15 protein-coding genes, 1 tRNA gene, 1 other RNA gene and 1 pseudogene are annotated in these 22,480 nt (G+C 59.2%); 10 read left to right on the top strand and 8 right to left on the bottom strand.

Annotated features, from left to right (window positions below; genetic code table 11):
• Positions 1-15: 15 nt before the first annotated feature.
• From G5137_RS04835 to G5137_RS04825, 3 genes are all read right to left on the bottom strand, one after another.
• Complete coding sequence (locus tag G5137_RS04835; RefSeq protein ID WP_266134032.1) at positions 16-3,078, bottom strand: efflux RND transporter permease subunit; 3,063 nt, start codon at positions 3,076-3,078, stop codon at positions 16-18.
• Positions 3,079-3,244: 166 nt separating this feature from the next.
• Positions 3,245-5,584 (bottom strand): acyl-CoA dehydrogenase, encoded by a 2,340-nt coding sequence (locus G5137_RS04830; protein WP_266134031.1) that lies wholly within the window; start codon positions 5,582-5,584, stop codon positions 3,245-3,247.
• A gap of 48 nt (positions 5,585-5,632) precedes the next feature.
• On the bottom strand, positions 5,633-6,286 hold the full coding sequence (locus tag G5137_RS04825; RefSeq protein ID WP_005334507.1) for a TetR/AcrR family transcriptional regulator: 654 nt from the start codon (positions 6,284-6,286) through the stop codon (positions 5,633-5,635).
• 470 nt (positions 6,287-6,756) lie between these two features.
• On the opposite strand from G5137_RS04825, the gene G5137_RS04820 reads away from it, so the two are divergent.
• The 3 genes and pseudogenes from G5137_RS04820 (at position 6,757) to G5137_RS04810 (ending at position 9,345) form a co-directional block, all read left to right on the top strand.
• Positions 6,757-7,497: a phosphatase gene (locus G5137_RS04820; RefSeq protein WP_338455320.1), complete on the top strand. Its 741-nt coding sequence runs from the start codon at positions 6,757-6,759 to the stop codon at positions 7,495-7,497.
• A gap of 89 nt (positions 7,498-7,586) precedes the next feature.
• Positions 7,587-7,662, top strand: a tRNA-Thr gene (locus G5137_RS04815).
• Between the two features lie 526 nt (positions 7,663-8,188).
• Positions 8,189-9,345: pseudogene (locus G5137_RS04810) on the top strand (IS3 family transposase).
• A gap of 260 nt (positions 9,346-9,605) precedes the next feature.
• On the opposite strand, the gene ssrA reads toward G5137_RS04810, so the two are convergent.
• Both ssrA and smpB read right to left on the bottom strand, forming a co-directional pair.
• Positions 9,606-9,965: a transfer-messenger RNA gene (ssrA, locus tag G5137_RS04805) on the bottom strand.
• 166 nt (positions 9,966-10,131) lie between these two features.
• Positions 10,132-10,620: an SsrA-binding protein SmpB gene (smpB, locus tag G5137_RS04800; RefSeq protein ID WP_005334498.1), complete on the bottom strand. Its 489-nt coding sequence runs from the start codon at positions 10,618-10,620 to the stop codon at positions 10,132-10,134.
• A 169-nt stretch (positions 10,621-10,789) separates the two neighbouring features.
• Here smpB and G5137_RS04795 point away from each other — a divergent pair, with 169 nt between their 5' ends.
• Together G5137_RS04795 and G5137_RS04790 are read left to right on the top strand one after the other, a co-directional pair.
• On the top strand, positions 10,790-11,224 hold the full coding sequence (locus G5137_RS04795) for an SRPBCC family protein (RefSeq protein WP_005334496.1): 435 nt from the start codon (positions 10,790-10,792) through the stop codon (positions 11,222-11,224).
• Positions 11,217-11,564 (top strand): RnfH family protein, encoded by a 348-nt coding sequence (locus G5137_RS04790; protein ID WP_042054648.1) that lies wholly within the window; start codon positions 11,217-11,219, stop codon positions 11,562-11,564. The genes G5137_RS04795 and G5137_RS04790 overlap by 8 nt, the downstream gene beginning before the upstream one ends.
• A gap of 81 nt (positions 11,565-11,645) precedes the next feature.
• Here G5137_RS04790 and G5137_RS04785 read toward each other — a convergent pair whose 3' ends face one another.
• Both G5137_RS04785 and fadE read right to left on the bottom strand, forming a co-directional pair.
• The gene (locus G5137_RS04785; protein ID WP_108588368.1) at positions 11,646-12,920 is read right to left on the bottom strand and encodes an amidohydrolase; all 1,275 of its coding nucleotides are present in this window, start codon (positions 12,918-12,920) and stop codon (positions 11,646-11,648) included.
• Positions 12,921-13,100: 180 nt separating this feature from the next.
• On the bottom strand, positions 13,101-15,557 hold the full coding sequence (gene fadE, locus G5137_RS04780) for an acyl-CoA dehydrogenase FadE (protein ID WP_421255015.1): 2,457 nt from the start codon (positions 15,555-15,557) through the stop codon (positions 13,101-13,103).
• 256 nt (positions 15,558-15,813) lie between these two features.
• Between fadE and lpcA the strand changes: the two genes are divergently transcribed.
• From lpcA to G5137_RS04765, 3 genes are all read left to right on the top strand, one after another.
• Positions 15,814-16,392, top strand: a complete 579-nt coding sequence (gene lpcA, locus G5137_RS04775) for a D-sedoheptulose 7-phosphate isomerase (protein WP_005334485.1) — start codon at positions 15,814-15,816, stop codon at positions 16,390-16,392.
• Positions 16,393-16,556: 164 nt separating this feature from the next.
• Positions 16,557-17,366 carry a class II glutamine amidotransferase gene (locus G5137_RS04770; RefSeq protein ID WP_421172031.1) on the top strand — a complete coding sequence of 270 codons (810 nt, stop codon included), beginning with the start codon at positions 16,557-16,559 and terminating at the stop codon, positions 17,364-17,366.
• 291 nt (positions 17,367-17,657) lie between these two features.
• The gene (locus G5137_RS04765) at positions 17,658-17,993 is read left to right on the top strand and encodes an Hpt domain-containing protein (protein ID WP_005353511.1); all 336 of its coding nucleotides are present in this window, start codon (positions 17,658-17,660) and stop codon (positions 17,991-17,993) included.
• Between the two features lie 39 nt (positions 17,994-18,032).
• Here the strand turns inward: G5137_RS04765 and G5137_RS04760 are convergent, their stop codons facing one another.
• Positions 18,033-18,947, bottom strand: a complete 915-nt coding sequence (locus tag G5137_RS04760; RefSeq protein ID WP_040065206.1) for a gluconeogenesis factor YvcK family protein — start codon at positions 18,945-18,947, stop codon at positions 18,033-18,035.
• A 113-nt stretch (positions 18,948-19,060) separates the two neighbouring features.
• On the opposite strand from G5137_RS04760, the gene G5137_RS04755 reads away from it, so the two are divergent.
• Together G5137_RS04755 and G5137_RS04750 are read left to right on the top strand one after the other, a co-directional pair.
• On the top strand, positions 19,061-20,245 hold the full coding sequence (locus G5137_RS04755) for an FIST signal transduction protein (RefSeq protein WP_421255014.1): 1,185 nt from the start codon (positions 19,061-19,063) through the stop codon (positions 20,243-20,245).
• 17 nt (positions 20,246-20,262) lie between these two features.
• On the top strand, positions 20,263-22,359 hold the full coding sequence (locus G5137_RS04750) for an ATP-binding protein (protein WP_421255013.1): 2,097 nt from the start codon (positions 20,263-20,265) through the stop codon (positions 22,357-22,359).
• Positions 22,360-22,480: the final 121 nt, after the last annotated feature.

Genomic DNA, 22,480 nt, shown 5'->3' with positions numbered 1-22,480 from the left:
CGATGAGCTCCTTGCTCAGGCCCGCTGGCGCAGGGGTTGTGGGATCGCCACCTGCTCCCCGAGACGCAGGAAGGCAGGCAACAGGATCAGGGTAAACAGGGTGCTGCAGCTCATGCCGCCGACAATGACGGTGGCGAGCCCGCGGTAAATTTCGCTCCCCTCGCTCGGGCTCAGCATCAGCGGCAGCATGCCGAAGATGCTGGTGAGACTGGTCATGGCGATGGGACGCATCCGGCTTTGCAGGGCATCGGCCACCGCCAGCTGGCGGCTCATGCCGTCCCGCTCGGCGGTGCGGGTCTGATGCACCAGCAGGATGGCGTTGTTGACCACCAGTCCCAGCAGGATGACAAAGCCGATGATGGTGAGCAGATCCATCGGCAGCGGCACCAGCAGCCCGCTCAGTTGCAGTGCCAGCACGCCGCCAACTGAGGCAAGGGGCAGGGTGAGCAGCACCAGCAGGGCATCCTTGAGGGAGGCAAACACTCCCCACAGCAGCACCAGCAGGATCACCACGGCAAACAGGAAGATGGTCCCCAGATTGTCGAGCGCCTGTTGCAGGCTGTCGGCATTGCCGGCAATGCGCAGCTCGCCACCGGCGGGCAGCAGGGGACGGATGGCGGCAAAACTGCGGTTTTTCAGGGTGTCGATCACCTGCTCCATGGTCATGCCCGCCGGGGGCGCTATCTGCAGGCTGATGCTGCGCCGCCCATCGGCCCGGAAGATGCTGGCCGGGCCCATGTCGTGCTCCACCCGCAACAGCTCGCCAAGGGGAACGATGCGCCCGGAGGGGGTGGCCAGCGGCACTGCCTTCAGCTCGTCCGGATTGGCGGAGCTCTGCCCCATCAGCATGATGTCGAGCCGATCCTCGCCATCGAAATACTCGCCGACCCGCAAGCCGTCGCCAAAGGTCTGGATGATGGTGGGCAGGGGTGTGCGATCCCAGCCCACTTCGGCGAGGCGCCGATCTTGCGGCACCAGTTTGAGCTCGGGGGCGGTGAAGTCGAGACTCGGTTCGGGCCGGATCTGTGCTCCCGGCAGGTCCTTGCTGAGGATCCCCATGCTGGCACGGGCCGCCTGATAGAGCTCGGGCAGGTTACCCCCCTGCAGCAGCAGGGAGACGCCGTTCTCGCTGTCAAAGCCGCCAAACAGCGACCCCTGACCGCCGAACACCCGTGTGTCGGGAATACCCACCAGCAGCTGTTTCATCAACAGGCTCTCCAGCTCCTTGATGCGGTTTTCGTCTTTGGGGCGCACGCCAATCTGGGCGCCCCCCGGGTAGCGCAAGATGTAGTAGTTCTTGAGGGCAGGCTCTTTCTCCCCCTTCATGTAGGGGGCGAGGCGGGCGATCAGGGTATCGATCACCTCTTCGCGCTGGGCCTTGAGGTTGACCCCGGGGGTGAAGTTCATCCAGACATCCACCGCGTCCCGTTTCACGTCCGGCAGATAGTCCATCTTGGGCAGCAGCGCCCAGGTGGCCAGTGCCGGCAGACTCATCATCAGGGTGATGACCGTCCAGCGTTGGCGTGAGGTCGAGGTCCAGCGGATCACATGACGGGTGGTGCGCTGCCACAGCGACGCATAGGGGTCGGTCAGTGTTTCATGTCCCATCCAGCGCGCCGCCACCGCAGGCAGCACGATGACGGCGACCAGCATGGAGACCGTTACGGCGCAGGCGATGGTCAGCGCCAGATCGGCAAACAGTTGGCCCTCCACATCGTTGAGCAGCAGCACCGGCAGGAAGATGGCGACCGTGGTGAGGGTGGATGCCACCAGCGCCGTCCACACCTGACGGGTACCTTCGAGCGCCGCCTCCGCCTTGCTCAAATCCCCCCGCTCGTGGCGCCGGTAGATACTCTCCAGCACCACGATGGCGGCGTCGAGCACCATGCCGACGGCAAAGGCGATGCCTGCCAGCGAGATGATGTTGAGGGTGCGATCCATCACCTTGAGCAGGCAGAAGGTGAGCATGATGCTGATGGGGATGGCGAGGGCAATCATCAGGGTCGCCTTGAGCTGGCGCAGGAAGAGCCAGAGGATGGTGCAGGAGAGCAGCACCCCGAGCCCCAGGTTGGCAGTGACCATGCTGACGGCGCGATTAATGTAGAGGGAGGCATCGAATGACTGCTCCATGTGCAGCCCGACCGGCTCCAGCACCTCGCGGTTGAGCTCGTTCACCCGGGCCTTGATCGCCTCAAGGGAGGCCAGGGCATTGGCGCCGCTCTTCTTGAAGATCTGGGCGGCGATGGCGGTATTGCCGTTCTGGATCCGCAGCACCGGGTTCTCTTCCCTGGCCACCCTTACCTCCGCCACATCCCGCAGATAGATGGGCAGGCCATTGCGCCAGTCCACCACCTTGTCCCCCAGCGTCTCGACATCGTAACGACCGGCGAAGCGCAGCTTGTACTCCCAGCGACCGATGTCGAGGGTACCGGCCGACACGTCCCAGCCGGTGGTGGCGCGGCTGGCCAGCACCGGGATCTCCACCCCCAGCTCGGCGGCGCGATAGGGGTCGAAGCGGATCTGGATCTGACGCTCATTGATCCCCTCGACTGCGACCGTCGAGACCCCTTCGATGCGTTCCAGCTCGGGTTTGACCCGCGCCTCGATCAACGCCTGATGATCATCGATCACCCCTTTGGCGCCGGGCAGTTGCTGGATGAAGAAGAAGGTGAGGGTATCGTTGCTGCTATAGTTGTTGACGTAGGGGCCGCCGATCTTGTCCGGCAATCCCGAGACCCGGTTCAGTCGCGAAATCACGTCGAGTTGGGCCCGTTGCATGTCTGTGCCGAGGGCAAACTCCATGTCGATTTCGGTAAAGCCGGGATAGCTGTTGCTGACAAGGCTCTTGAGCCCTTGCACCCCCTGCATCTCCTGTTCGATGGGGTCGGTGATCTCCGACTCCATCTCCTGGGGCGAGGCTGAACGCCAGCTCACTGAGATGTTGAGGTGTGGACGGTCGATGTCGGGGAACAGCTGGATCGGCAGTCCCCGGATACTGAGCAGGCCCAGCAGGAAAATAAGCACGATCGAGACCGCCACCCAGATGGGGCGTTCGATCGCCGTTTTGGCGAGGTTCATTCACTCTTCCTGAGTTGTTGTTATCGGCCATTCCGCTGGCCTTGCTTCCAAAGCCCCTGCAACAGGGACTCAAGCATTTAACTGGAATTCTCCTAGCTTGTAAATGCATGGTTAACAAACAAAAAACCGGCCACGAGGGCCGGTTTGGTACTGGTTTGCCAAGGGATCAGGCGGCGTGCTCGACCTTGTTTGGCTGCTTGCTTGGTTGCTGGGAGAAGCCTTCCAGCTCGCCCGGAGCGAAGTTGTCTACCTGGATCGCTTCGTAGCGCAGGGCATCGGCGGCCAGCAGCTTGTCCGCTTCGTCCTTGCTCAGGATGGAGCCTGCCAGCGCAGCGGCAACCAGCTCCGGCAGCGCCAGTTTGCGGGGCAGTTTGCCCTCTTTCTGGGCCTGCACCAGCTTCTTCTCGTAGGGCTGCACAGCGACCATGGCCTGGAAGGCGCGCTCCATCAGGCCGACCGGATCCGCCTCGTCTTTGCCGACGTAGCACAGCGCCGTCAGACGGTCGCGGAACTCGCCCGGCTTCATCATGGCCAGACAGATGGCGTGGCAGCGATCGTCGGCCGGCATCTTGTAACCGACGCCGAACGGGAACACCACGCGCTTGAGTACGGCACCCGCCACCTTGTTCGGGAAGTTCTGGAAGAAGCCCTCGAACGCCTTGCCAATCAGGTAGAGGTTGCGCTCCACCGCGTACTGCACGAACGGTAGATCGGAGACCATGCGGCCCTGATCCTCGTAATGCTTGAGGGTGGCGGAGGCCAGATAGAGGTGGCTCAGCACGTCCCCCAGACGGGCGGAGATCATCTCCTTGCGCTTGAGATCGCCACCCAGCATCAGCATGGAGACGTCGGCGCACAGGGCCAGCCCTTTACTCATGCGGGAGAGCTGCTTGTAGTAGCGGGCGGTTTCGCCAGCTACCGGCGCGCTGTTGAACTGGCCCAGAGTCAGCCCCTGGAACAGGGAGCCGAAGAAGTTGCCGGCGCCGAAGGCGATGTGCTTCATCAGCAGGGCGTCAAACTTCTCGAGACCGCGTTCCACGTCGGTATCGGCTGCCGCTTCCAGCTCGGCAAACACGTACGGGTGGCAGCGGGTAGCCCCTTGCCCGAAGATCATCAGGTTGCGGGTCAGGATGTTGGCCCCTTCCACCGTGATGGCGACCGGAATACCCATGTAGGCGTAGCCGGTGTAGTTTTTCGGGCCCAGCTGGATGGCTCGACCGGCGTGGATGTCCATGGAGTCATCCATGATCTGGCGTGCCATCTCGGTCATGTGGTACTTGGAGATCGCGGTGACGATGGCCGGTGCCTGACCCAGGTCCAGGGAACCGGCGGTCATGCGACGGGCTCCTTCCAGCTGATAGGTGAGGCCGCCGATACGGGCCAGCGCCTCTTGCACCCCTTCAAACTTGCCGATGGACATGCCGAACTGCTTGCGCACATAGGAGTAGGCGCCCACGGTGCGGCTCGCCATGTGACCACAGGCGGTGCCCAGAGCAGGCAGCGAGATGCCGCGACCGGCGGAGAGGCATTCGACCAGCATACGCCAGCCGCGACCGGCGTAATCCGGGCCGCCGATGATCCAGTCGAGCGGAATGAACACATCCTTGCCGAAGGTCGGGCCGTTCATGAACGCCAGACCCATAGGGTAGTGGCGATCGCCGACGCGCACGCCGGGGTGGCTGGTGGGGATTAGGGCGCAGGTGATGCCGAGCTCTTCCTTGTCACCCAGCAGTTTTTCCGGGTCATAGAGTTTGAACGCCAGCCCCAGCACGGTAGCGCGCGGCGCCAGGGTGATGTAGCGCTTGTTCCAGTTGAGGCGAATACCCAGCACCTCTTCACCCTTGTGCATCCCTTTGCAGACGATTCCCTTGTCAGGAATGGCACCTGCATCGGAGCCCGCCTCCGGCCCGGTCAGGGCGAAGCAGGGCACTTCCTTGCCGTTGGCTAGCCCCGGTAGCCAGAAATCTTTCTGGGCCTGGGTGCCGTAGTGCATCAGCAGCTCACCCGGGCCGAGGGAGTTCGGCACCATGACGGTGACCGCCACGCTCAGGCTCTTGGTGGCAATGCGGGTGACGATGGTGGAGTTGGCTATCGCCGAGAACTCGCGGCCGCCATAGGATTTCGGGATGATCAGGGAGAAGAAGCCTTCCTTCTTCAGATAGTCCCACACCGGTTCCGGCAGGTCTTTGGTTTCGTTGACGATCTTGAAGTCATCGACCATGGCGAGCAGGGTTTCGACCTGATTGTCGATAAAGGCCTGCTCCTCTGCGGTCAGCTCGGCCTTGCCGTAACCGTGCAGTTTTTTCCAGTCGGGGTTGCCGCGAAACAACTCGCCATCCCACCAGACGGAGCCGGCTTCCATGGCCTCCCGCTCGGTAGCTGACAAGGGCGGCAATATTTTTTTGAAGATGCCGAATACCGGACGGGTTACCACCTTTTTACGGATGGAGGGTACGCCGAGCACAACGGCTATCGCCAGCACCAGCAGGACAAGCAATGTGATCATACCGAAGTTCCTTCTATTTCACTGTTTCCGTTGATTTATTGTTGGTTGTTACACGGCCAGGGAGAGCCTGGTCGACTCCACGGGCGCCCCGACTCCGGACGCCAGATAAGGAATAACGTTGCGCACCAGCCCTTCCACATCGAGCTGCTGGCCAAAGTCGGCCAGGGCGATGTCGCGCAGGGCATCGGCAGAGGCCATGGTGAATACGACGGTGCCCAGGGTGAAGTGCAGGCGCCAGAAGAGATCCGCGGGCGACAGGGCCGGATTGGCCTTGGAGATGGCCTGGGTGATCCGCTGCAAAATGGGGCCATAGTGGGCGGTGATAAAGCGGCGCAGGTGGCCCTGGCTGTCGATATAGCCGCGCCCCAGCAGCTGCATAAAGATGGCCGGGCCGTTGGCTCGCACCGCCGAGAGTTTCATCAGTGGCTCTACAAAACTTTCAAACAGTTGCAGCAGGGTCAGCTGCTCTTGCTCCATCAGTACCCGCAGGCGAGCATCAAGATCGGGCATAAACAGGCTCAGATAGCGGTCGAGCACCGCCTGGATCAGCTCCTTCTTGGAGCCGAAGTGATAGTTCACCGACGCCAGATTAACGTCGGCCTCGCTGGTGATCAGACGCAAAGAGGTATCGGCGAATCCCCGCTCGGCAAACAGCACTTCAGCGGCGTCGAGAATACGGTTTTTGGTATCGATTTTACTCACTGGACACCTCACTTAAACGAATGTTTAAAAAGTACGTTTCATAACGTGAAGTGTCAAGAGAATGTGAATGAGTGTTAGCGGAATGTTTTTCGATGAAAAAAGCAAAGTGGGCGGAACTTAGTCAAAAAGCAGGACTCTATATCTATGCCACTGCAATTAAACATTAAGTCTCGCCCAACCTGCACCATGCTAGTTGGGCTTTTTTTTTGCGCGTTTGTTACCGGTTTGCGGTTTGCAGGCAAAAAAAAACCGCCGCAGGGCGCGACGGTGGGGAAAGTTAGTTCGCGTCATCCTGACGGCAAACTGTCGATGCGAGTTCAGGCATGTATCGACGGAGGCAGTATGCCAGCCAGAGCCCCTCAGACTATGTCAGCTTCGCGGTTTTTTGTGACAAAGTGTGGCAAGCACTGGCGTGGCCCAAGCTGCCGCTCTTTGCTATGCTGCCCCTTCAAAATATGAGGGGAGAGAAGATGAAGTACCCGGTCGATACCCACACTCACACCATTGCCAGCACCCATGCCTACAGCACCATCCACGACTATCTGCCGATAGCTAGGGCCAAGGGGATCAAGCTGTTTGCCACCACGGATCACGGGCCCGAGATGGCCGATGCCCCTCATGTCTGGCATTTTGCCAACTTGCCGATATTGCCAAGAGTGGTGGAAGGGGTAGGGATCTTGCGGGGTATCGAGGCCAACATCAAAAACCTCGACGGGGAGATCGATTTCCCAGAGCGCTATGAGTCGCGTCTCGACATGATCATGGCGGGTTTTCATGAGCAGGTATTCCCTCCCTGCGATCAGGCAACCCACACCCAGGCGATGATCAACGCCATCAAGAGCGGCCGAGTCGATATGATCAGCCACCCGGGCAACCCCGCATTTCCCATCGACATTCAGGCGGTGGTCAAGGCGGCTGCGGACTATCGGGTGGCGCTGGAGATCAACAACTCCTCCTTCATTCACTCGCGCCCGGGGAGCGAAGGCAACTGCCGCGCAATCGTTGAAGCCGCGCGAGATCTGGGGGCCTACCTCACCTTCGGCTCCGATTCCCATGTCGCTTTCAGCCTCGGCGATTTTGACCATTGCCACCGTCTGGTGACCGAAGCGGGCTTCCCGCAAGAGCGGATCCTGGTGCGCTCCCCCCGCGCCCTGCTCGAATTTCTCGAAAGCCGCGGCCGTGCCCATATCCCCGAGTTTGCCGATCTGTAAATCGGGCTCTAACACCATGAGCCAACTCATAAAATCGAGTTGGCTCAATTGACTTGCCGGTCATTTTTTATGAATGTGGAGAGCAACAAGCCGGTATAGCTCAGTTGGTAGAGCAGCGCATTCGTAATGCGAAGGTCAGGAGTTCGATTCCCCTTATCGGCACCATATAAAACAAAGGGTTGGCTTCTTGGTAAAGCTAGCTCTTTAGCGCATTTGCCCAACACCATGCCCAACACTTCACAGTGTATAGGCTGCCCATGACGGGCGGCTAACTTGTCTTGTACGCAAGAGAGAACACCAGAGGAAAATAAAAGAATCGAGGGGGGATAGGATAGGTCTGTTCGATTATGGGGGAAAATTGCATGGAGGGGAGCAGGGGGGTAAGGGAGGTCTTCTTATATATGCAATGAGGCTTGAAAAAATCTCACAGAAAATATGACAAATGGCCCCCTCTGCAAGAGTCAATACAACCCCATGAGCATACTGGCTATAGGGATAGTAATCAGATGGGGGCTGCATGTCTTGAGAGGCGTGAGGGGTAAAGTACCTCTTCTCTATCACCGGATTACTTCATCTTTCACGGCTTCATAGTAGGAATAGTGGGAGTATCGAGCGCATAAGGGTGTAGTGGTCTAATTATCCCGGACACCATTTTAGGTGGTACAGTCGCCACCATGACCTGAGGTGTTCAATGACAAGATTACGTCGCTCATTTACTGCCGCATTCAAACTCGAAGCCGCATCCCTGGTGCTCGACCAGGGATATTCAGTCCCCGAAGCCAGCCGTTCACTGGACGTCGGTGAAACCGTGCTCCGTCGCTGGGTTCAGCAGCTTCAATCCGAACGCAGTGGCACAACCCCAATCAGCAAAGCGCTAACTCCTGAGCAGCAGAAAATCCAGGAGCTGGAAGCCCGTATCAACCGACTCGAACGTGAAAAGGTCATTCTAAAAAAGCTACTGCTCTCTTGATGTCGGACGACTTCACACGTACGCGCTGATAGACCGATTAAGGGAGCAAGCCCCCATCACCCTGGTCTGCTGCGCTTTCGATGTTCCAACATCCTGTTTTTACGACTATCTGGCTCGCAGGCGGACGATTAACCGTGAGCGCATGCAGCATCGCTCTGAGTTGCGCCGTTTGTTCAAAGTGAGCCGGAACTCGGCAGGCAGCCGTGCCTTGATGTCGATGATGCGGGAGTTGGGGTATCAGATTGGTCGATTCAAAGTACGTAACCTGATGAAGGAAGCCGGTCTGGTATCCAAGCAACCGGGCGCTCATCGCTATCAGGTCGCTCGGTCTGAACGACCGGGCATTCCCAATCTGCTGGCCCGCGAATTTGATGTCCAGCAACCCAATCAGGTGTGGTGATATCACCTACGTCTGGGCAGGTGGTCGTTGGTATTACCTGGCAGCGGTGCTTGACCTGTACACCCGGCGGGTCGTGGGCTGGGCGATGTCTGATAAACCTGATGCAGAATTGGCAATCAAAGCACTGGAGATGGCCTATCAGTAGCGGGGTTGCCCATCCGGTGTGCTATTTCACTCCGACCAGGGCAGCCAATATGGCAGCCGGGCATTTCGGCAACGACTGTGGCGTTATCGCATAACCCAGAGCATGAGTCGTCGTGGAAACTGCTGGGATAACGCCCCGATGGAGCGACTGTTCAGAAGCCTGAAGTCAGAGTGGCTCCCGGCTATGGGATATATGAGCTTGCGAGAGGCGAAACGAGATATCAGTTATTACCTGATGGATTACTACAACTGGCGGCGTCCACATCACCACAATGACGGGATACCGCCAGCAAAAGCCGAAGAATGGCCTAACCAAGTGTCCGGATTTAGTTGACCACTACAAGTAGGAGCCTGCCAATTTTGAAAGCATGGATCCACAATTCTCCCGTTTTAGCGCGATTTTTTGTGCCGAGTGAGAAACGGGTCTCACGAGGAGCTCCGTACTGGCGGAGGGCCGGGGGGAAGATCAGGCGGTAGCAGTAGACACCACAGTGGTTTTTGATGAGACCGGGATAGAGCATATGTGACACCTCAGTGTGTCACTCCCTGACCAGCCATAAAGAAAAAGCCCTGACGAATCAGGGCTTTAGCAGGTGGTGGAGCTGGGGGGATTTGAACCCCCGTCCAAAATTACTACATCCTTGGCACTACATGCTTAGTCACTCTTTACATTCGCCAACCCGCTGCGGAGAGACACGCCACGAATTGACTAGCTCGATTGGTTTTAATGCTTCCGCCCCGAGCAGGACTTCCACACGATCCTGTGAAGGATGACCTTCCGATTCCCTAGGACACAGGCAAGCTAGGGTAGAAGGGCTCTATGCAGGTTATTAAGCTGCTAGTGCGTAGTTTTCGTCGTTTGCGACTATTTTTTTGCGGTTTATTAACGAGGCCTACCGCACCTCGGCATGCACCTTGGGTTTCGTGAATCTTGTCGAATCCAGAATCAGCCCCAAGTTGTTAATTGCGATTGTACGCAAAAATGCTGTCATAGCAAGGCGTTGATACCCATTCCCTCTGGCAGCCAGTCTGTTTGCCGATTTATTGTACGCAGCTGAACCTGAAGAGCCAGCTGCGCTGGGGGAAGGTGAACTGACGTCCTGATCCTGCCAGTAGCAGGTTAGCCGCGATGCTTGTTCTTCATGATGCGGGCTTTTTCCCGATCCCACTCGCGGGCCTTGGTATCTTCGCGCTTGTCGTGCTCTTTCTTGCCCTTCACCAGGCCGATCTCGACCTTGACCCAGCACTGTTTCCAGTAGAGGGCGAGGGGAACTATGGTGTAGCCCTGACGGGCAATCAGGCTTTCGAGCTTGTCGAGTTCACGACGGCTCAGCAGCAGTTTGCGGGTGCGGGTCGGGTCACATACCACGTGGCTGGAGGCCGCTTGCAGTGGCAGGAAGCTGGAGCCGAACAGATAGGCCTCGCCATCGCGGAAGATGACATAGGCTTCGCTGATGTTGGCCTTGCCCGCCCGCAGGGATTTGACTTCCCACCCTTGCAGGGACAGACCCGCTTCGATCTTCTCTTCGATGAAGTATTCGTGGCGCGCGGTTCTGTTGAGTGCAATGGTGCTGGACCCGGCTTTGTTTTTACTGTTTTTTTTGCTCATGACGGGCGATTTCCGGCAATGACTAGGAGGCTCGTATTATACGTAGGCAGGGGCGGCTGTAAAACGCGCAGCAGGTCAAGTGGTGGCTTTCTGAGCGGTTTGGCTGAGGTTTTACCTCCACAACCCCAAACATGGTGATAAAATCGCGCCGATTGGATGAGGAAAAGCCATGCCCCGAATTACGCGCAGTGCCCTGGTGATGTTCAGTGCAGAACAGATGTTCAAGTTGGTTAACGATGTGGATGCCTATCCGCAGTTTTTGCCCGGCTGTGTTGGCAGCCGTGTCCACGAGGCTGGCGATGACTACATGATGGCGTCGGTCGATGTGGCCAAGGCGGGGATTGCCAAGACCTTTACCACCCGCAATCAGCTGGATGTGAACCGCCAGATCAGGATGGAGCTGGTGGATGGCCCGTTCCGCAAGCTGGCGGGCTGGTGGACCTTTACCCCGCTCGATGTGGATGCCTGCAAGGTGGAGTTTGATCTCGATTTCGAGTTTACCTCCAAGCTTATCGAGGTGGCATTTGGTCAGGTGTTCCGCGATCTGGTGAGCTCCATGGTCTCCGCCTTCTCCAACCGGGCGAAGGAGGTCTACGGTGTCTGACCAGCTCAACATCGAGGTTGTCTATGCCTTGCCGCAGCAGCAGACGGTGATTGCCCTGCGGGTGGCGCCCGAGACCTGCGTGCTGGCAGCCATCGAGCAGTCCGGCATCGTACAAAAACACCCCGAGATCGATCTGGCGGTCAACAAGTTCGGTATCTACAGCCGCCCGGTGAAAGGGAGCGAGCCGCTGCACGACGGCGATCGTATCGAGATCTACCGCCCGCTCATCGCCGATCCCCGCGAGATGCGCAAAAAGCGGGCCGAGAAGGCCAAAGAGGAGGGGAGAGCCGATAGCGTGACCGGTGGTCGCCCCGATGTGCATCGCAAGCTCCGCGAGTAGCTCTCAGGTTTTTCTTGCAGAAAAAAGGCGCCGAGGCGCCTTTTTTTGATCCCGTTAGCCGGTGAGCTTGCCGAGGGGATATCAAGAGAGGGCTGCTTCTGCCACACCCAGTCGGGCACGGGCCCAGGCGGCCAGTAGCTCTACCCCGCTTTGCATCACCCGCTCATCGAAATCGAATTCGTTGTGATGGTGTGGTGCCGCCAGATCGGCCCCCAGAATGAGGTAAGCCGCTTCGCCCCCCTGTTTTTGCACCCGCTCCATCAGAAAACCGGCATCTTCGCTGGCGCCAAAGCGGCGAGTCTGGATAGTGGCGAGCCCCTGCTTGCGGGCCAGCGCCGCCAGCTCGGCTTGCAGCGCCGGGCTGTTGTCGAGGGCAATGGCCTCACCCTGCTTGATGATGCGGTAGGTGACGCCGTGGGCGAGGGCGGTACCTTCGACGATGCGCTGTACCTGACTGAACATGTAGTCGTTGAGCGTGCTGTCGGCGCCGCGGGTTTCACCGCGCAGCTCGGCATGATCGGGAATGACGTTGCGGCCGCTGCCAGCGTGAAGCTGGCCGACGTTGATGCGGGTCATGCCGTCGCGGTGGCGGGGGATGCCTAGCATGGCGGTGGTGGCCATGCAGGCGGCTGCCAGCGCATTGCTGCCGGCATTGGGCTCGAGCCCTGCATGGGCGGCGGTGCCCATAAAGTGGACGTCGAACTTGGTGGAGCAGAGAAACTCGGTGGGATTGATCACCAGCTCGCCGCTGCCAGCGTGAATACCGATATGGAGCGAGAGCAGGGCATCTACGTCATCGAGTGCGCCACCGGCAGCCAGCGCCTTGCCACCGCGGCACCCCTCTTCGGCGGGCTGGAAGAAGAGCTTGATGCGGCCGCAAAGCTGCTCCTTCATCGCCATCAGCTGACTGGCCAGCCCCATGCCGATGGCGGTGTGGCCATCGTGAGCGCAGGCGTGCATCCACCCCTTGTTGTGGGAGGCAAAGCCCTCCTGTTGCGGCTGGTGTTGTTCGGCGTCGGACTCTTCCACCTCCACCGCATCGATGTCGAAGCGAAAGGCCAGGGTCGGGCCGGGACGGCCGGTGTCCAGCTCTCCCATCAGGCCAGTGACATCGCCAATCCGCTCCAGCCAGTCGGGATGGGCTCCCTGACGGCGGGCGCGAGCCTTTTCGGCCGCCACATCCACATCACGCCCCATCATCAGATTGCTGGCCAGCAGTTTGTCGCCGAGCACGATGCGATAACCGAGCTCGCTCAGGTGGTGGGCAATCAGGCTGGTGGTGCGAAACTCTTTCCAGGCGGCTTCCGGCAGGCGGTGCAGGTCGCGGCGCCACAGGATCAGGTGCTCAAGGGTCATCTTGGCTTCCTTGGTGATTCGATTTGTCGGCTATTGTGCCTTTTTTCCCGGCTGACCACACGGGCCCGGCAGCTGGTCGGGTGAGCTGTGATAGCGGGTTGCGGCAGCGGGGCTGCTGATAGTGGTGACAAAAGATAAAAAACGCCTCCACAAGGGAGGCGTTGACTGATTGCCTTGATATCAGGCGGCGCGATGGTAAGCCGAAGCTTCAAACAGCTTCTTGTTGGCCACCAGATCGATGGGGTCAAAATCATCGACGTTGATGGTGCGCAGGCGACTTACTTCGGCGCGGCGCAGCAGCTCGGCTTCGCTCTGGGTCAGTACGCCAGCGGCCAGGCCAATGTCGGCCACCTTGTCCAGTGCCATGAAGGGGCGCTTGATGCCATCGCTCTTGCAGACTTTCTCGAACAGCGGCTCGGCGGCCAGCACGTCATCGAGTGCCTGCTCCAGCAGGCCGAAGGGGTTGCCCTCTTCGCGAGTCAGGTATTGGCCCTTGGCCAGGCGGCTGCGAGTTTCGCTCGGGGTTTGCAGCAGACGGGCAACCTGTTGATCCAGCTTGTCGCACGGACGGTTCAGGTCACGACCCAGCGGCAGTACTACGGCACGCAGGGCAAGGCCAATCCACCGGTTCGGGAAGTTGCGCAGCAGCTCGTCGATCGCCTCTTGTGCCTTGAACATGGCATCTTGCAGTGCCCAGTGCAGCAGCGGCAGGTCGGCCTGCTGGCGTCCCTCGTCCTGATAGCGCTTGAGGGCGCTGGAGGCGAGATAGAGCTGGCTCAGCACGTCGCCAAGGCGGGCGGAGACCCGCTCCTTGCGTTTGAGCTCGCCACCCAGGGTGCCCATCGCCATGTCTGACAGGAACGCCAGGTTGGCCGAGAGGCGAGAGAGCTGCTGGTAGTAGCCCTTGGTCTGATCCTTGTACGGTGCCGCGGCAAAGCGGGCGCCGGTCACACCCAGCCAGAAGCTGCGCACCAGGTTGCTGATGGCAAAGCCGACGTGGCTGAATACCGCCTTGTCGAAATCCTTCAGCGCCTGCTCCTTGTCGGGGTGGCTGGCGGCCAGCATCTCCGGCAGTACATACGGGTGGCAGCGGATAGCGCCCTGACCATAGATGATCATGCTGCGGGTCAGGATGTTGGCCCCTTCTACCGTAACGGCGATGGGCGCACCCTGATAGCCACGGGCCAGATAGTTGTTGGGGCCCATGCAGATGGCCTTGCCGCCGTGGATGTCCATGGCATCGATGATGCACTTCTGGGCTCGGTCGGTGAGGTGGTATTTGACGATGGCGGAGATGACCGAGGGTTTCTCGCCAAGGTCGATACCGGTCACGGTCAGGTTGGCTGCGGCGCCCATGATGTAGGCGTTGCCACCGATGCGGGCCAGCGGCTCTTCAATCCCTTCCATCTTGCCGATGGGCAGCTTGAACTGGCGACGGATGCGGCTGTAGGCGCCGCTTGCCAGGGCCAGCATCTTGACGCCACCTGTGCTGTTGGAGGGCAATGTGATACCGCGGCCAACCGACAGACACTCGACCAGCATGCGCCAGCCCTGACCAGCCATGGCCGGGCCACCGATGATGAAATCGAGCGGGACGAATACATCCTTGCCCTGGGTCGGGCCGTTCTGGAACGGCACGTTGAGCGGGAAGTGGCGACGGCCGATGCCGACACCCTTGATGTGAGTGGGAATGAGGGCGCAGGTGATACCGAGCTCTTCCTCTTCGCCCAGCAGGTGTTCCGGGTCACGCAGTTTGAAGGCCAGACCCAGCACAGTAGCAATGGGGGCGAGCGTGATGTAGCGCTTGTTCCAGGTGAGGCGCATACCGAGCACCTCTTTTCCTTCCCACTCACCCTTGCAGACGATACCGAAGTCGGGGATGGAGCCGGCGTCAGAGCCCGCTTCCGGGCTGGTCAGGGCGAAGCAGGGGATCTCTTTACCTACCGCCAGGCGGGGCAGGTAGTAATCTTTCTGCTCGTCGGTGCCATAGTGCTGCAGCAGTTCGCCCGGGCCCAGCGAGTTGGGCACGCCGACGGTGGAGGCGAGCACGGCGCTGGCTCCGCATAGTTTTTGCAGGACGCAGGACTGGGCGTAGGCCGAGAACTCCAGACCGCCATATTTCTTCTTGATGATCATGGCGAAGAACTTGTTGTCCTTCAGGTATTGCCACACCTCGGGGGAGAGATCCGCGCGCTCGTGGGTCACTTCCCAGTCGCTCACCATGCGGCACACTTCCTCGACCGGACCATCCATAAAGGCCTGTTCTTCGGCAGATAGGGTGCTGACCGGAATGGCGTGCAGTTTTTTCCAGTCCGGGTTGCCCGCGAACAGATCGGCTTCCCACCAGGTTGTGCCCGCTTCGATCGCTTCTTTCTCGGTGCGGGACATCTCCGGCATGATCGATTTGTAGATCTTGAACAGCGGCTTGGTTATTTGATTGCGGCGAAATTCCACCAGATTGAGCGGGATGGCGATCACCGCGAACAGCGCCCATACCAGCAAGGGCACATGACCATAGATGGCGCCAAGCGCCAGGGCGGCGCCGGTGACCAGGGTGGAGATGAACAGGGATGCCCGGCGATAGGCCAGGGCTCCGATAACCAGGATCACCCCGAGCAGAGTGAGGGTCGTCGTCATTGCTTGCTCCTTGCGTGTATAAATGTGCCAACTTGGTGTAACTCATCCAGAGGTCTGACCTGTTGGATATGGCCCCTGTTGTAATTCATACGCACAAAGTTATCAAGCTGTTTACATCTTCATTACCTTCTCTCTGTGATCCCCATAACGCTCACGCGCCGCCAGCGCTGTGGCTCGCAGGGGGGCGACTGTGCGATTCGCTTGTGCGAGAATAGCCGCGATCTACACGCACACTAAAAACAGTGGAAGAGACATCATGTACCAAGAATTGATCCGCAATGAACTGACCGAAGCTGCCAGCGTGCTGCAGGCCTTCCTGGCTGATGAGCAGAACCTGAAAAACATCGAAGCGGCCGCCAAACTGCTGGCTGACTCTTTCAAAGAAGAGGGCAAGGTGCTCTCTTGTGGCAACGGTGGCTCCCACTGTGACGCCATGCACTTCGCCGAAGAGCTGACCGGTCGTTACCGCGAGAACCGCCCGGGTTATGCCGGTATCGCCATCTCCGATCCGAGCCACCTCTCCTGCGTCTCCAACGACTTTGGCTATGACTATGTCTTCTCCCGCTACGTAGAAGCGGTCGGCCGCCGTGGCGACGTGTTGCTTGGCATCTCTACCAGCGGCAACTCCGGCAATATCCTGAAAGCCATCGAGGCGGCCCGCGCCAAAGGGATGAAAGTGATCGCCTTGACCGGCAAGGATGGCGGCAAGATGGCAGGTCTGGCGGATGTCGAGATCCGCGTGCCGCACTTTGGCTATGCCGACCGTATTCAGGAAGTGCACATCAAGGTGATCCACATCCTGATCCAGCTGGTCGAAAAAGAGATGGCCAAGTAATCAGGCTGTCACTACCAGACAAGGGCAACGCCGGTAGCATGGTTCGCCATCGGCCGGTTGTTGCCAGTCACAGGGGAAGAGATTGCGCCTTCCCCTGCTGTCTGTCGAACCAGCGTGCTGGTCGAACATGACACAAGCCAAATCATGAAAGGAGTCTGCCGGATATGTGCGAACTGCTCGGCATGAGTGCCAATGTGCCGACCGATATCTGCTTCAGCTTTACCGGGTTGATGCTGCGCGGCGGCAAGACCGGGCCCCACAAGGATGGCTGGGGGATCACCTTTTACGAAGGGAAGGGCTTTCGCACCTTCAAGGATCCCGAGCCCAGCGCCCAATCTCCCATCGCCAGACTGGTACAGGCGCTGCCCATCAAGAGCTGCGCTGTGGTCAGCCACATTCGGCAGGCCAATCGTGGCTGCGTGTCACTGGAAAATACCCACCCCTTTACCCGTGAGCTGTGGGGCCGTTACTGGACCTTCGCCCACAACGGTCAGCTGACCGGTTACAAGAAGCTGCCAACCGGTCGCCACCGTCCGGTAGGGGATACCGACAGCGAACACGCCTTCTGCTGGCTGCTCGACCGGTTGGAGCAGAAGTACCCCAAGCGTCCTGCAAACTTTCCCGCCATGTTTCGCTATATGGCCACCTTGTGTGATGAGCTCAGAGCATTCGGGGTGTTCAACATGCTGCTCTCGGACGGGGAGTATGTGATGAGCTACTGCAGCAACAACCTGCACTGGCTGACTCGCTGCGCGCCATTTGGCGAGGCGAGTTTGCTGGATGAGGAGGTGGTGATCGATTTCCAGAGCGAGACCACACCCAACGATGTGGTGACGCTGGTCACGACGCGGCCGCTGACCGGCAATGAGAACTGGATCAAGATGGCCCCCGGCGAATTCAATCTGTTCCGGCTTGGGGAGCGGGTGGCGACCAATCGGGTTGCGCTTGGGCAAGATAAAAAAATACCAGGGTAGATACCTACCCTGGTTCTTCGCAGCAGCCATAAAAGGCAAAAGGGATGAGAGGTGTTGCTGAGCATCATCACTCTGACGGCATTGAGTGTTGATCAATTGTTAATTTGTGGCAATCAAGTTGTTGTCTTGACGGGCGCTTGAGCATCGCTATTTCGATACTGATCACATTTTTTGCCACTTTATTCCCTGAGCCATCCAATCGGGTGCTTCATCACTGCCTGGTCGTGAGCCACGACATCGAAAACTATCTATAGTATGGTCTGTTTGAATACCGTTCTGGAGGAGCCTCGCATGGAGTGGGTGGATCGCAAGGTGTTGCAGCAGCTGGCAGAGGATATCGGTCCGGATATGCTGCCCGTGGTCATCGCAGTCTTTATTGAAGAGGTGGGCGAGCAGCTGAGTCAGCTCAGACCCCTCTATGAACAGGGAGAGTGGGAGGCGCTGGCTCGGGTGGCGCACAGCATGAAATCATCCTGTGGCAGCTATGGCGCCATGCCGAGTTATCAGCAGGTGATGGCACTTGAGATGGCCAGCAAGCAGGCCGATGTGGCAGAGGCAGAGCGCCAGTTGCAACTGCTGGAGGCCTCCTTGCCTCAGGTGCTCGCGTTTCTTGCCGATTATCAGTAACGGCGCCATGCAGGGGGGCCGGGGCGCCGTGACCGTTGCCTAACGCTGGTTGAGCAGTTGCTGGATGATCCGGTCCAGCGCCAGTTTCAGCTTCAATCGATCGTGCCGATGGGGCAGCTCAAGCTCGCCCAGCTCGGCTTCGATCACACGCCCTTGCCAGTCCCCCGCATCACTCGCGCCCTGTGGGGCCAGGATGGCATCCAGCCGACCCTGACCGACCCGGGACTCCAGCCAGCGACACTGACTCATCAGATCCAGCTGGCTGGCAGGGCCGTTTTCTGCCACCAGATTGCAGACGAAAACCAGCATGGCGCTGCTCTCGTTGATGGCCTGGGCGATCTCGGCCAGCAGCAGTGGCGGCATGATGGAGGTGAGAAAACTGCCCGGCCCCAGAATGATCATGTCCGCCTGCTGCAATGCCAGCACCGCTTCCCGGGTCGCTTGCACCTCCGGCATCAGGCCGAGGGATAGGGGCGGTGTTGCCAGTTGATCGATGGATACCTCTCCCAGGATCTGGGTGCCACACTCCATATGGGCGCAGAGATCGGTGGGAAATTCAGACATGGGTAGCAATTGTGACTCGATTTTGAGCATGTCACTGATCAGCTTGATAGCATCAAGAGGACGGACACAGAGATTATCGAGCGCCAGCAGCATCAGGTTGCCAAGGTTGTGGCCCGCCAGCTCGCCTTTGCCGGCGAAGCGGTACTCGAACAACAGGCTGCCGATGCTGGGATCGGTCACCAGCTGGTTCAGGCAGTTGCGCAGATCGCCCCAGGCGATGCACTCCTGACTCTTGCGCAGGCGTCCGGTCGAGCCACCATCATCTGTGGTGGCGACGATGCCGGTGAGCCGTTGACCGAGAAACGAGAGGGACGAAAGCACTCGTCCCATGCCATGGCCACCACCGATGGCAACGACCCGATCGAAGTCATTGATGTTTTTTTGCCACATATGGGCGTCCTGTTATTGGTCTCAGTTGACCGCTATGTTAGCAAGCGAAGCGAGATAATTGTTTGATAAAGGTATGATTTTTGCTTGAGGCTGACATTCGATAAAACAAGGAGATGGTGTTGAAATTTCTGACCGTTCACTCCCTCGCCCAGAATTCATCGCTGGCTGCCCAAGATATCTGCGCGCAGCTGCGCCACCATGCCGATCAGGCCCCCTCCCTGCTGTTACTCTATTTTACCCAAGCCCATGAAGGGGAGATACTGCGCGACGCGCTCAAACGCCAGTTCCCGACGACCCGCCTGCTTGGGTGCAGCTCTTGCGGTGGCGTCATGACCGAGATGGGACACCACGCCCGAGACGGATATGGGCTGGCAGTTGCTGCCCTGTACGACGAGAAAGGGGCCTTCGGGGTGGCCGGTGCCAGCGGTGACGGGGTGGATGTGCGGCAGTTGCTGCGCCGAGCCATGAGCGACTGTGGTCGACCGGGCGAGCTGCCCCAGTTGATCCTGTTTCATGCCAGTCCCGGCAAGGAGGAGGGGCTGCTGGCCGGTATCGAGGCCGAACTCGGTGCCTCGGTGCCGGTGGTCGGTGGATCCGCGGCTGATAGCAGTGTCAGCGGTGACTGGCAGCTCTGTTGGGATGAGGCGGTGGCTCAGGATGGTATCGGTCTGGCGGTGCTCTATCCTGATTGCCAGCTCGCTTTTCAGTTTCACTCCGGTTATGTGCCTGCCGAATTCAGCGGCGAGATCACCGCCTGCAACGGGCGGGAGGTACTCACCATCGATCATCAGCCTGCCGCCGAGGTCTATGCCCGCTGGTGCGGGCGCGAGCAGCCCTGGCCGGTGGGCGCGATTTTGCGGGAGACCACGCTCACCCCGCTGGCCCGTCAGGTGGGAGCACTGGATGGCATTCCTTATTACAAACTCTCCCATCCCGAAGCTGTGACCGAACAGGGCGGGCTGCGGCTCTTTACCGATGTGGTGCAAGGGGAGCGTCTGCTGTTGATGTACAGCAGTCAGGAAGGGTTGTTGCAGCGCAGCCTCAATGCCATGCGCGTCGAGCCAGGGTATGGGGTCGATGTGGAATTGCAGCCTATCGGCGCTCTCATCATCTTTTGTGCTGGTTGTCGTTTGGCGCTAGGTGATATGTTGTGCCAATTTGTCGAGCAGAGCCAGGCTCGCCTCGGCAAGATCCCTTTTATCACCCCCTTTACCTTCGGCGAGCAGGGGCGACTGCCCAATGGCGAGCTGGCTCACGGCAACCTGATGGTATCGAGTGTGATCTTTCTGACCGCTTGAGCAGAGCAGGATACAAGATGATTGGCAACAGTGAATTGGAAGCCCTTGGCGACAAACTGCAGGCGACCCTGGTCGATCTTATGCGCTGTCGTGAGCGCGAGGCCAAGTATCGTCATGAATCCCATACCCTGCTGAAAGGGGTGGCTACACTGGCTGATGCCAAAACGCTGGAGCAGGTGCTGGAGAGCCTCATTCAAGTGCTCAAGCCCTTTATTGGATTTGAACATGCGGATGTGGTGGCCTGGAGTGGGGAACAGGGCATCACCCACCTCAGTACCGAGCCGGAACAGTGCGGTCGCAGCTGGTTGATGACCCCGGCCTTTGCTCGTGCCATTGCCGGAGAGACGTTGGTGATCTATGACCCGTTCCAGTTGCCTGAGCTGGCACCGCTGGCGAGCGAGCCGGGCTGGGCCAGCCTGATGCTGACCGGGCTGCAGGCCCCCGGCTTTACCGCCGTTATCCTCTGTCGGCACTCGCTGGCCGGCTCCTTCGATCTGACCAGCAAGGCGGCCATGCAGCGCTGCCGTCCGTTGATTTCACAAGCGCTGGTCAACATTGCCTATCGGGCCCGCTTGCAGGAGCAGGTCGATTTAAAAACTCAGGCCCTGCAGGCCAGTGAACGCCGTTTTCGCAGTTTTGCCGCCATGGCCTCCGACTGGTTCTGGGAGACCGATGCCGAACACCGGCTCAGCTATGCTTCCGAGCCCGGTTACCTTGACGAGATGACCCCGCTGGCAACCCGGCCGACCCTCTATGACTATGTCTGCAACAAGCAGAGTACCGAGTCACAGGCATATCTCGACCTATTGGAGCAGCGTAAACCGGTTCGGGCTGTACGCATGCAGGTTGCGATGCTCGACGGCCCCCGCTGGATGGAGGTGAGTGCCGAACCCTGTTTTGATCATGGGGGGGCTTTTACGGGATATCGCGGTACCGCACGCGATATCAGCCACCAGATCCATCGTGAAGAGGAGCTGGCGCGGGCACGGGACGATGCGGAGGCGGCCAACCGTGCCAAATCCCAGTTTCTTGCCATGATGACCCACGAGATCCGCTCCCCCATGAATGCGGTGCTGGGGATGCTCGACCTGGTGCTACACGCCGAGCTGGCACCCGAGCAGAAGCAGTTGCTACGTCATGCCACCCACTCTGCCAGATTGCTGCAGACCATCATCGACGATGTGCTCGATTTCTCTAAAATCGAGTCCCAGACCCTGGTGTTCCATTGCGAGACCTTGCAACCGATCCAGTTGTGTCAATCCGTGATCGAACCGTTGCAGAACCGTGCCGACGGCAAGGGCATAACACTGAGCTATGGGGTAGATGAAGCTGTCCCTGCCGAGCTGCAGGGAGATCCGGTGCGTCTTACCCAGGTGATGGGCAATCTGCTGGACAACGCCCTCAAATTTACCGAACAGGGAGAGGTCACTCTCCATCTGGGTTGGCAGGATGAGAAGCTGCTGATCTCGGTCTCTGACACCGGGATCGGGATCTCTGATGCGGATCAGGCGCTGCTGTTTGAACCCTTCTCCCAGGTCGACAACTCGGCCACCCGGCGTTTTTCCGGTACCGGCCTCGGTCTTGCCATCAGCAAGCGTCTGGTGACGCTTATGGGGGGAGAGATCCACCTGAAGAGCGAGCCGGGCAAGGGAAGCTGTTTCTGGTTCGAACTGCCCGGCATGGCGCTACCCTGCCATAGCCAGCCGCAGCGGGAGGAGGGGGCTTCGGCACTGTTGCCACTGGATGTGCTGGTGGTGGAGGACAGCCCGGTGAATCAGCTGGTGGTGTCGCTGATGCTGCAAAAACTGGTGGGCAAGGTTCGGCTGGCTGCCAATGGTCTGGAAGCGCTGGCGCAGGTGGATGAGCAGCTCCCGGATCTGATCCTGATGGATATGCGGATGCCCCTGATGGATGGACTGGAAGCGACCCGACGCTTGCGTGAGTTGGGATGCACCATGCCTATCGTCGCCCTGACGGCCAATGCGATGGCGGAGGACAAGGCGTGCTGTCTGGCGCAGGGGATGGATGACTTTCTCGCCAAGCCTATCACCTTGTCACGGTTGAGAGAGTGTTTGCAGCGTCACTTTGGTCAGCGGTTGCCGACGCGCGGATAAAAAAAATGGTCAACTTTGTGGGTTGACCAGTTCTTCAGCAAATACTGAAGAGAGCACGGGATAAATCGGGTTGTATCAATCTATATGAAAAATCTGTGCCAACTTTTTCAGGACTCTTTTG

Source organism: Aeromonas sp. 600282 (assembly GCF_049175755.1).
In the GTDB taxonomy this organism is placed as follows: Bacteria; Pseudomonadota; Gammaproteobacteria; order Enterobacterales; family Aeromonadaceae; genus Aeromonas; species Aeromonas veronii_A.
Note: the sequence above shows the minus strand (reverse complement) of the source record. Positions and strands in the feature narration are given on the sequence as shown.

Excerpts from the sequence above, each read along its gene's own strand:
- G5137_RS04835 (WP_266134032.1), bottom strand. The coding sequence starts at position 3,078 with ATGAACCTCGCCAAAACGGCGATCGAACGCCCCATCTGGGTGGCGGTC.
- G5137_RS04830 (WP_266134031.1), bottom strand. The coding sequence starts at position 5,584 with ATGATCACATTGCTTGTCCTGCTGGTGCTGGCGATAGCCGTTGTGCTC.
- G5137_RS04820 (WP_338455320.1), top strand. The coding sequence starts at position 6,757 with ATGAAGTACCCGGTCGATACCCACACTCACACCATTGCCAGCACCCAT.
- smpB (WP_005334498.1), bottom strand. The coding sequence starts at position 10,620 with ATGAGCAAAAAAAACAGTAAAAACAAAGCCGGGTCCAGCACCATTGCA.
- G5137_RS04795 (WP_005334496.1), top strand. The coding sequence starts at position 10,790 with ATGCCCCGAATTACGCGCAGTGCCCTGGTGATGTTCAGTGCAGAACAG.
- G5137_RS04785 (WP_108588368.1), bottom strand. The coding sequence starts at position 12,920 with ATGACCCTTGAGCACCTGATCCTGTGGCGCCGCGACCTGCACCGCCTG.
- fadE (WP_421255015.1), bottom strand. The coding sequence starts at position 15,557 with ATGACGACGACCCTCACTCTGCTCGGGGTGATCCTGGTTATCGGAGCC.
- lpcA (WP_005334485.1), top strand. The coding sequence starts at position 15,814 with ATGTACCAAGAATTGATCCGCAATGAACTGACCGAAGCTGCCAGCGTG.
- G5137_RS04770 (WP_421172031.1), top strand. The coding sequence starts at position 16,557 with ATGTGCGAACTGCTCGGCATGAGTGCCAATGTGCCGACCGATATCTGC.
- G5137_RS04765 (WP_005353511.1), top strand. The coding sequence starts at position 17,658 with ATGGAGTGGGTGGATCGCAAGGTGTTGCAGCAGCTGGCAGAGGATATC.
- G5137_RS04760 (WP_040065206.1), bottom strand. The coding sequence starts at position 18,947 with ATGTGGCAAAAAAACATCAATGACTTCGATCGGGTCGTTGCCATCGGT.
- G5137_RS04755 (WP_421255014.1), top strand. The coding sequence starts at position 19,061 with ATGGTGTTGAAATTTCTGACCGTTCACTCCCTCGCCCAGAATTCATCG.
- G5137_RS04750 (WP_421255013.1), top strand. The coding sequence starts at position 20,263 with ATGATTGGCAACAGTGAATTGGAAGCCCTTGGCGACAAACTGCAGGCG.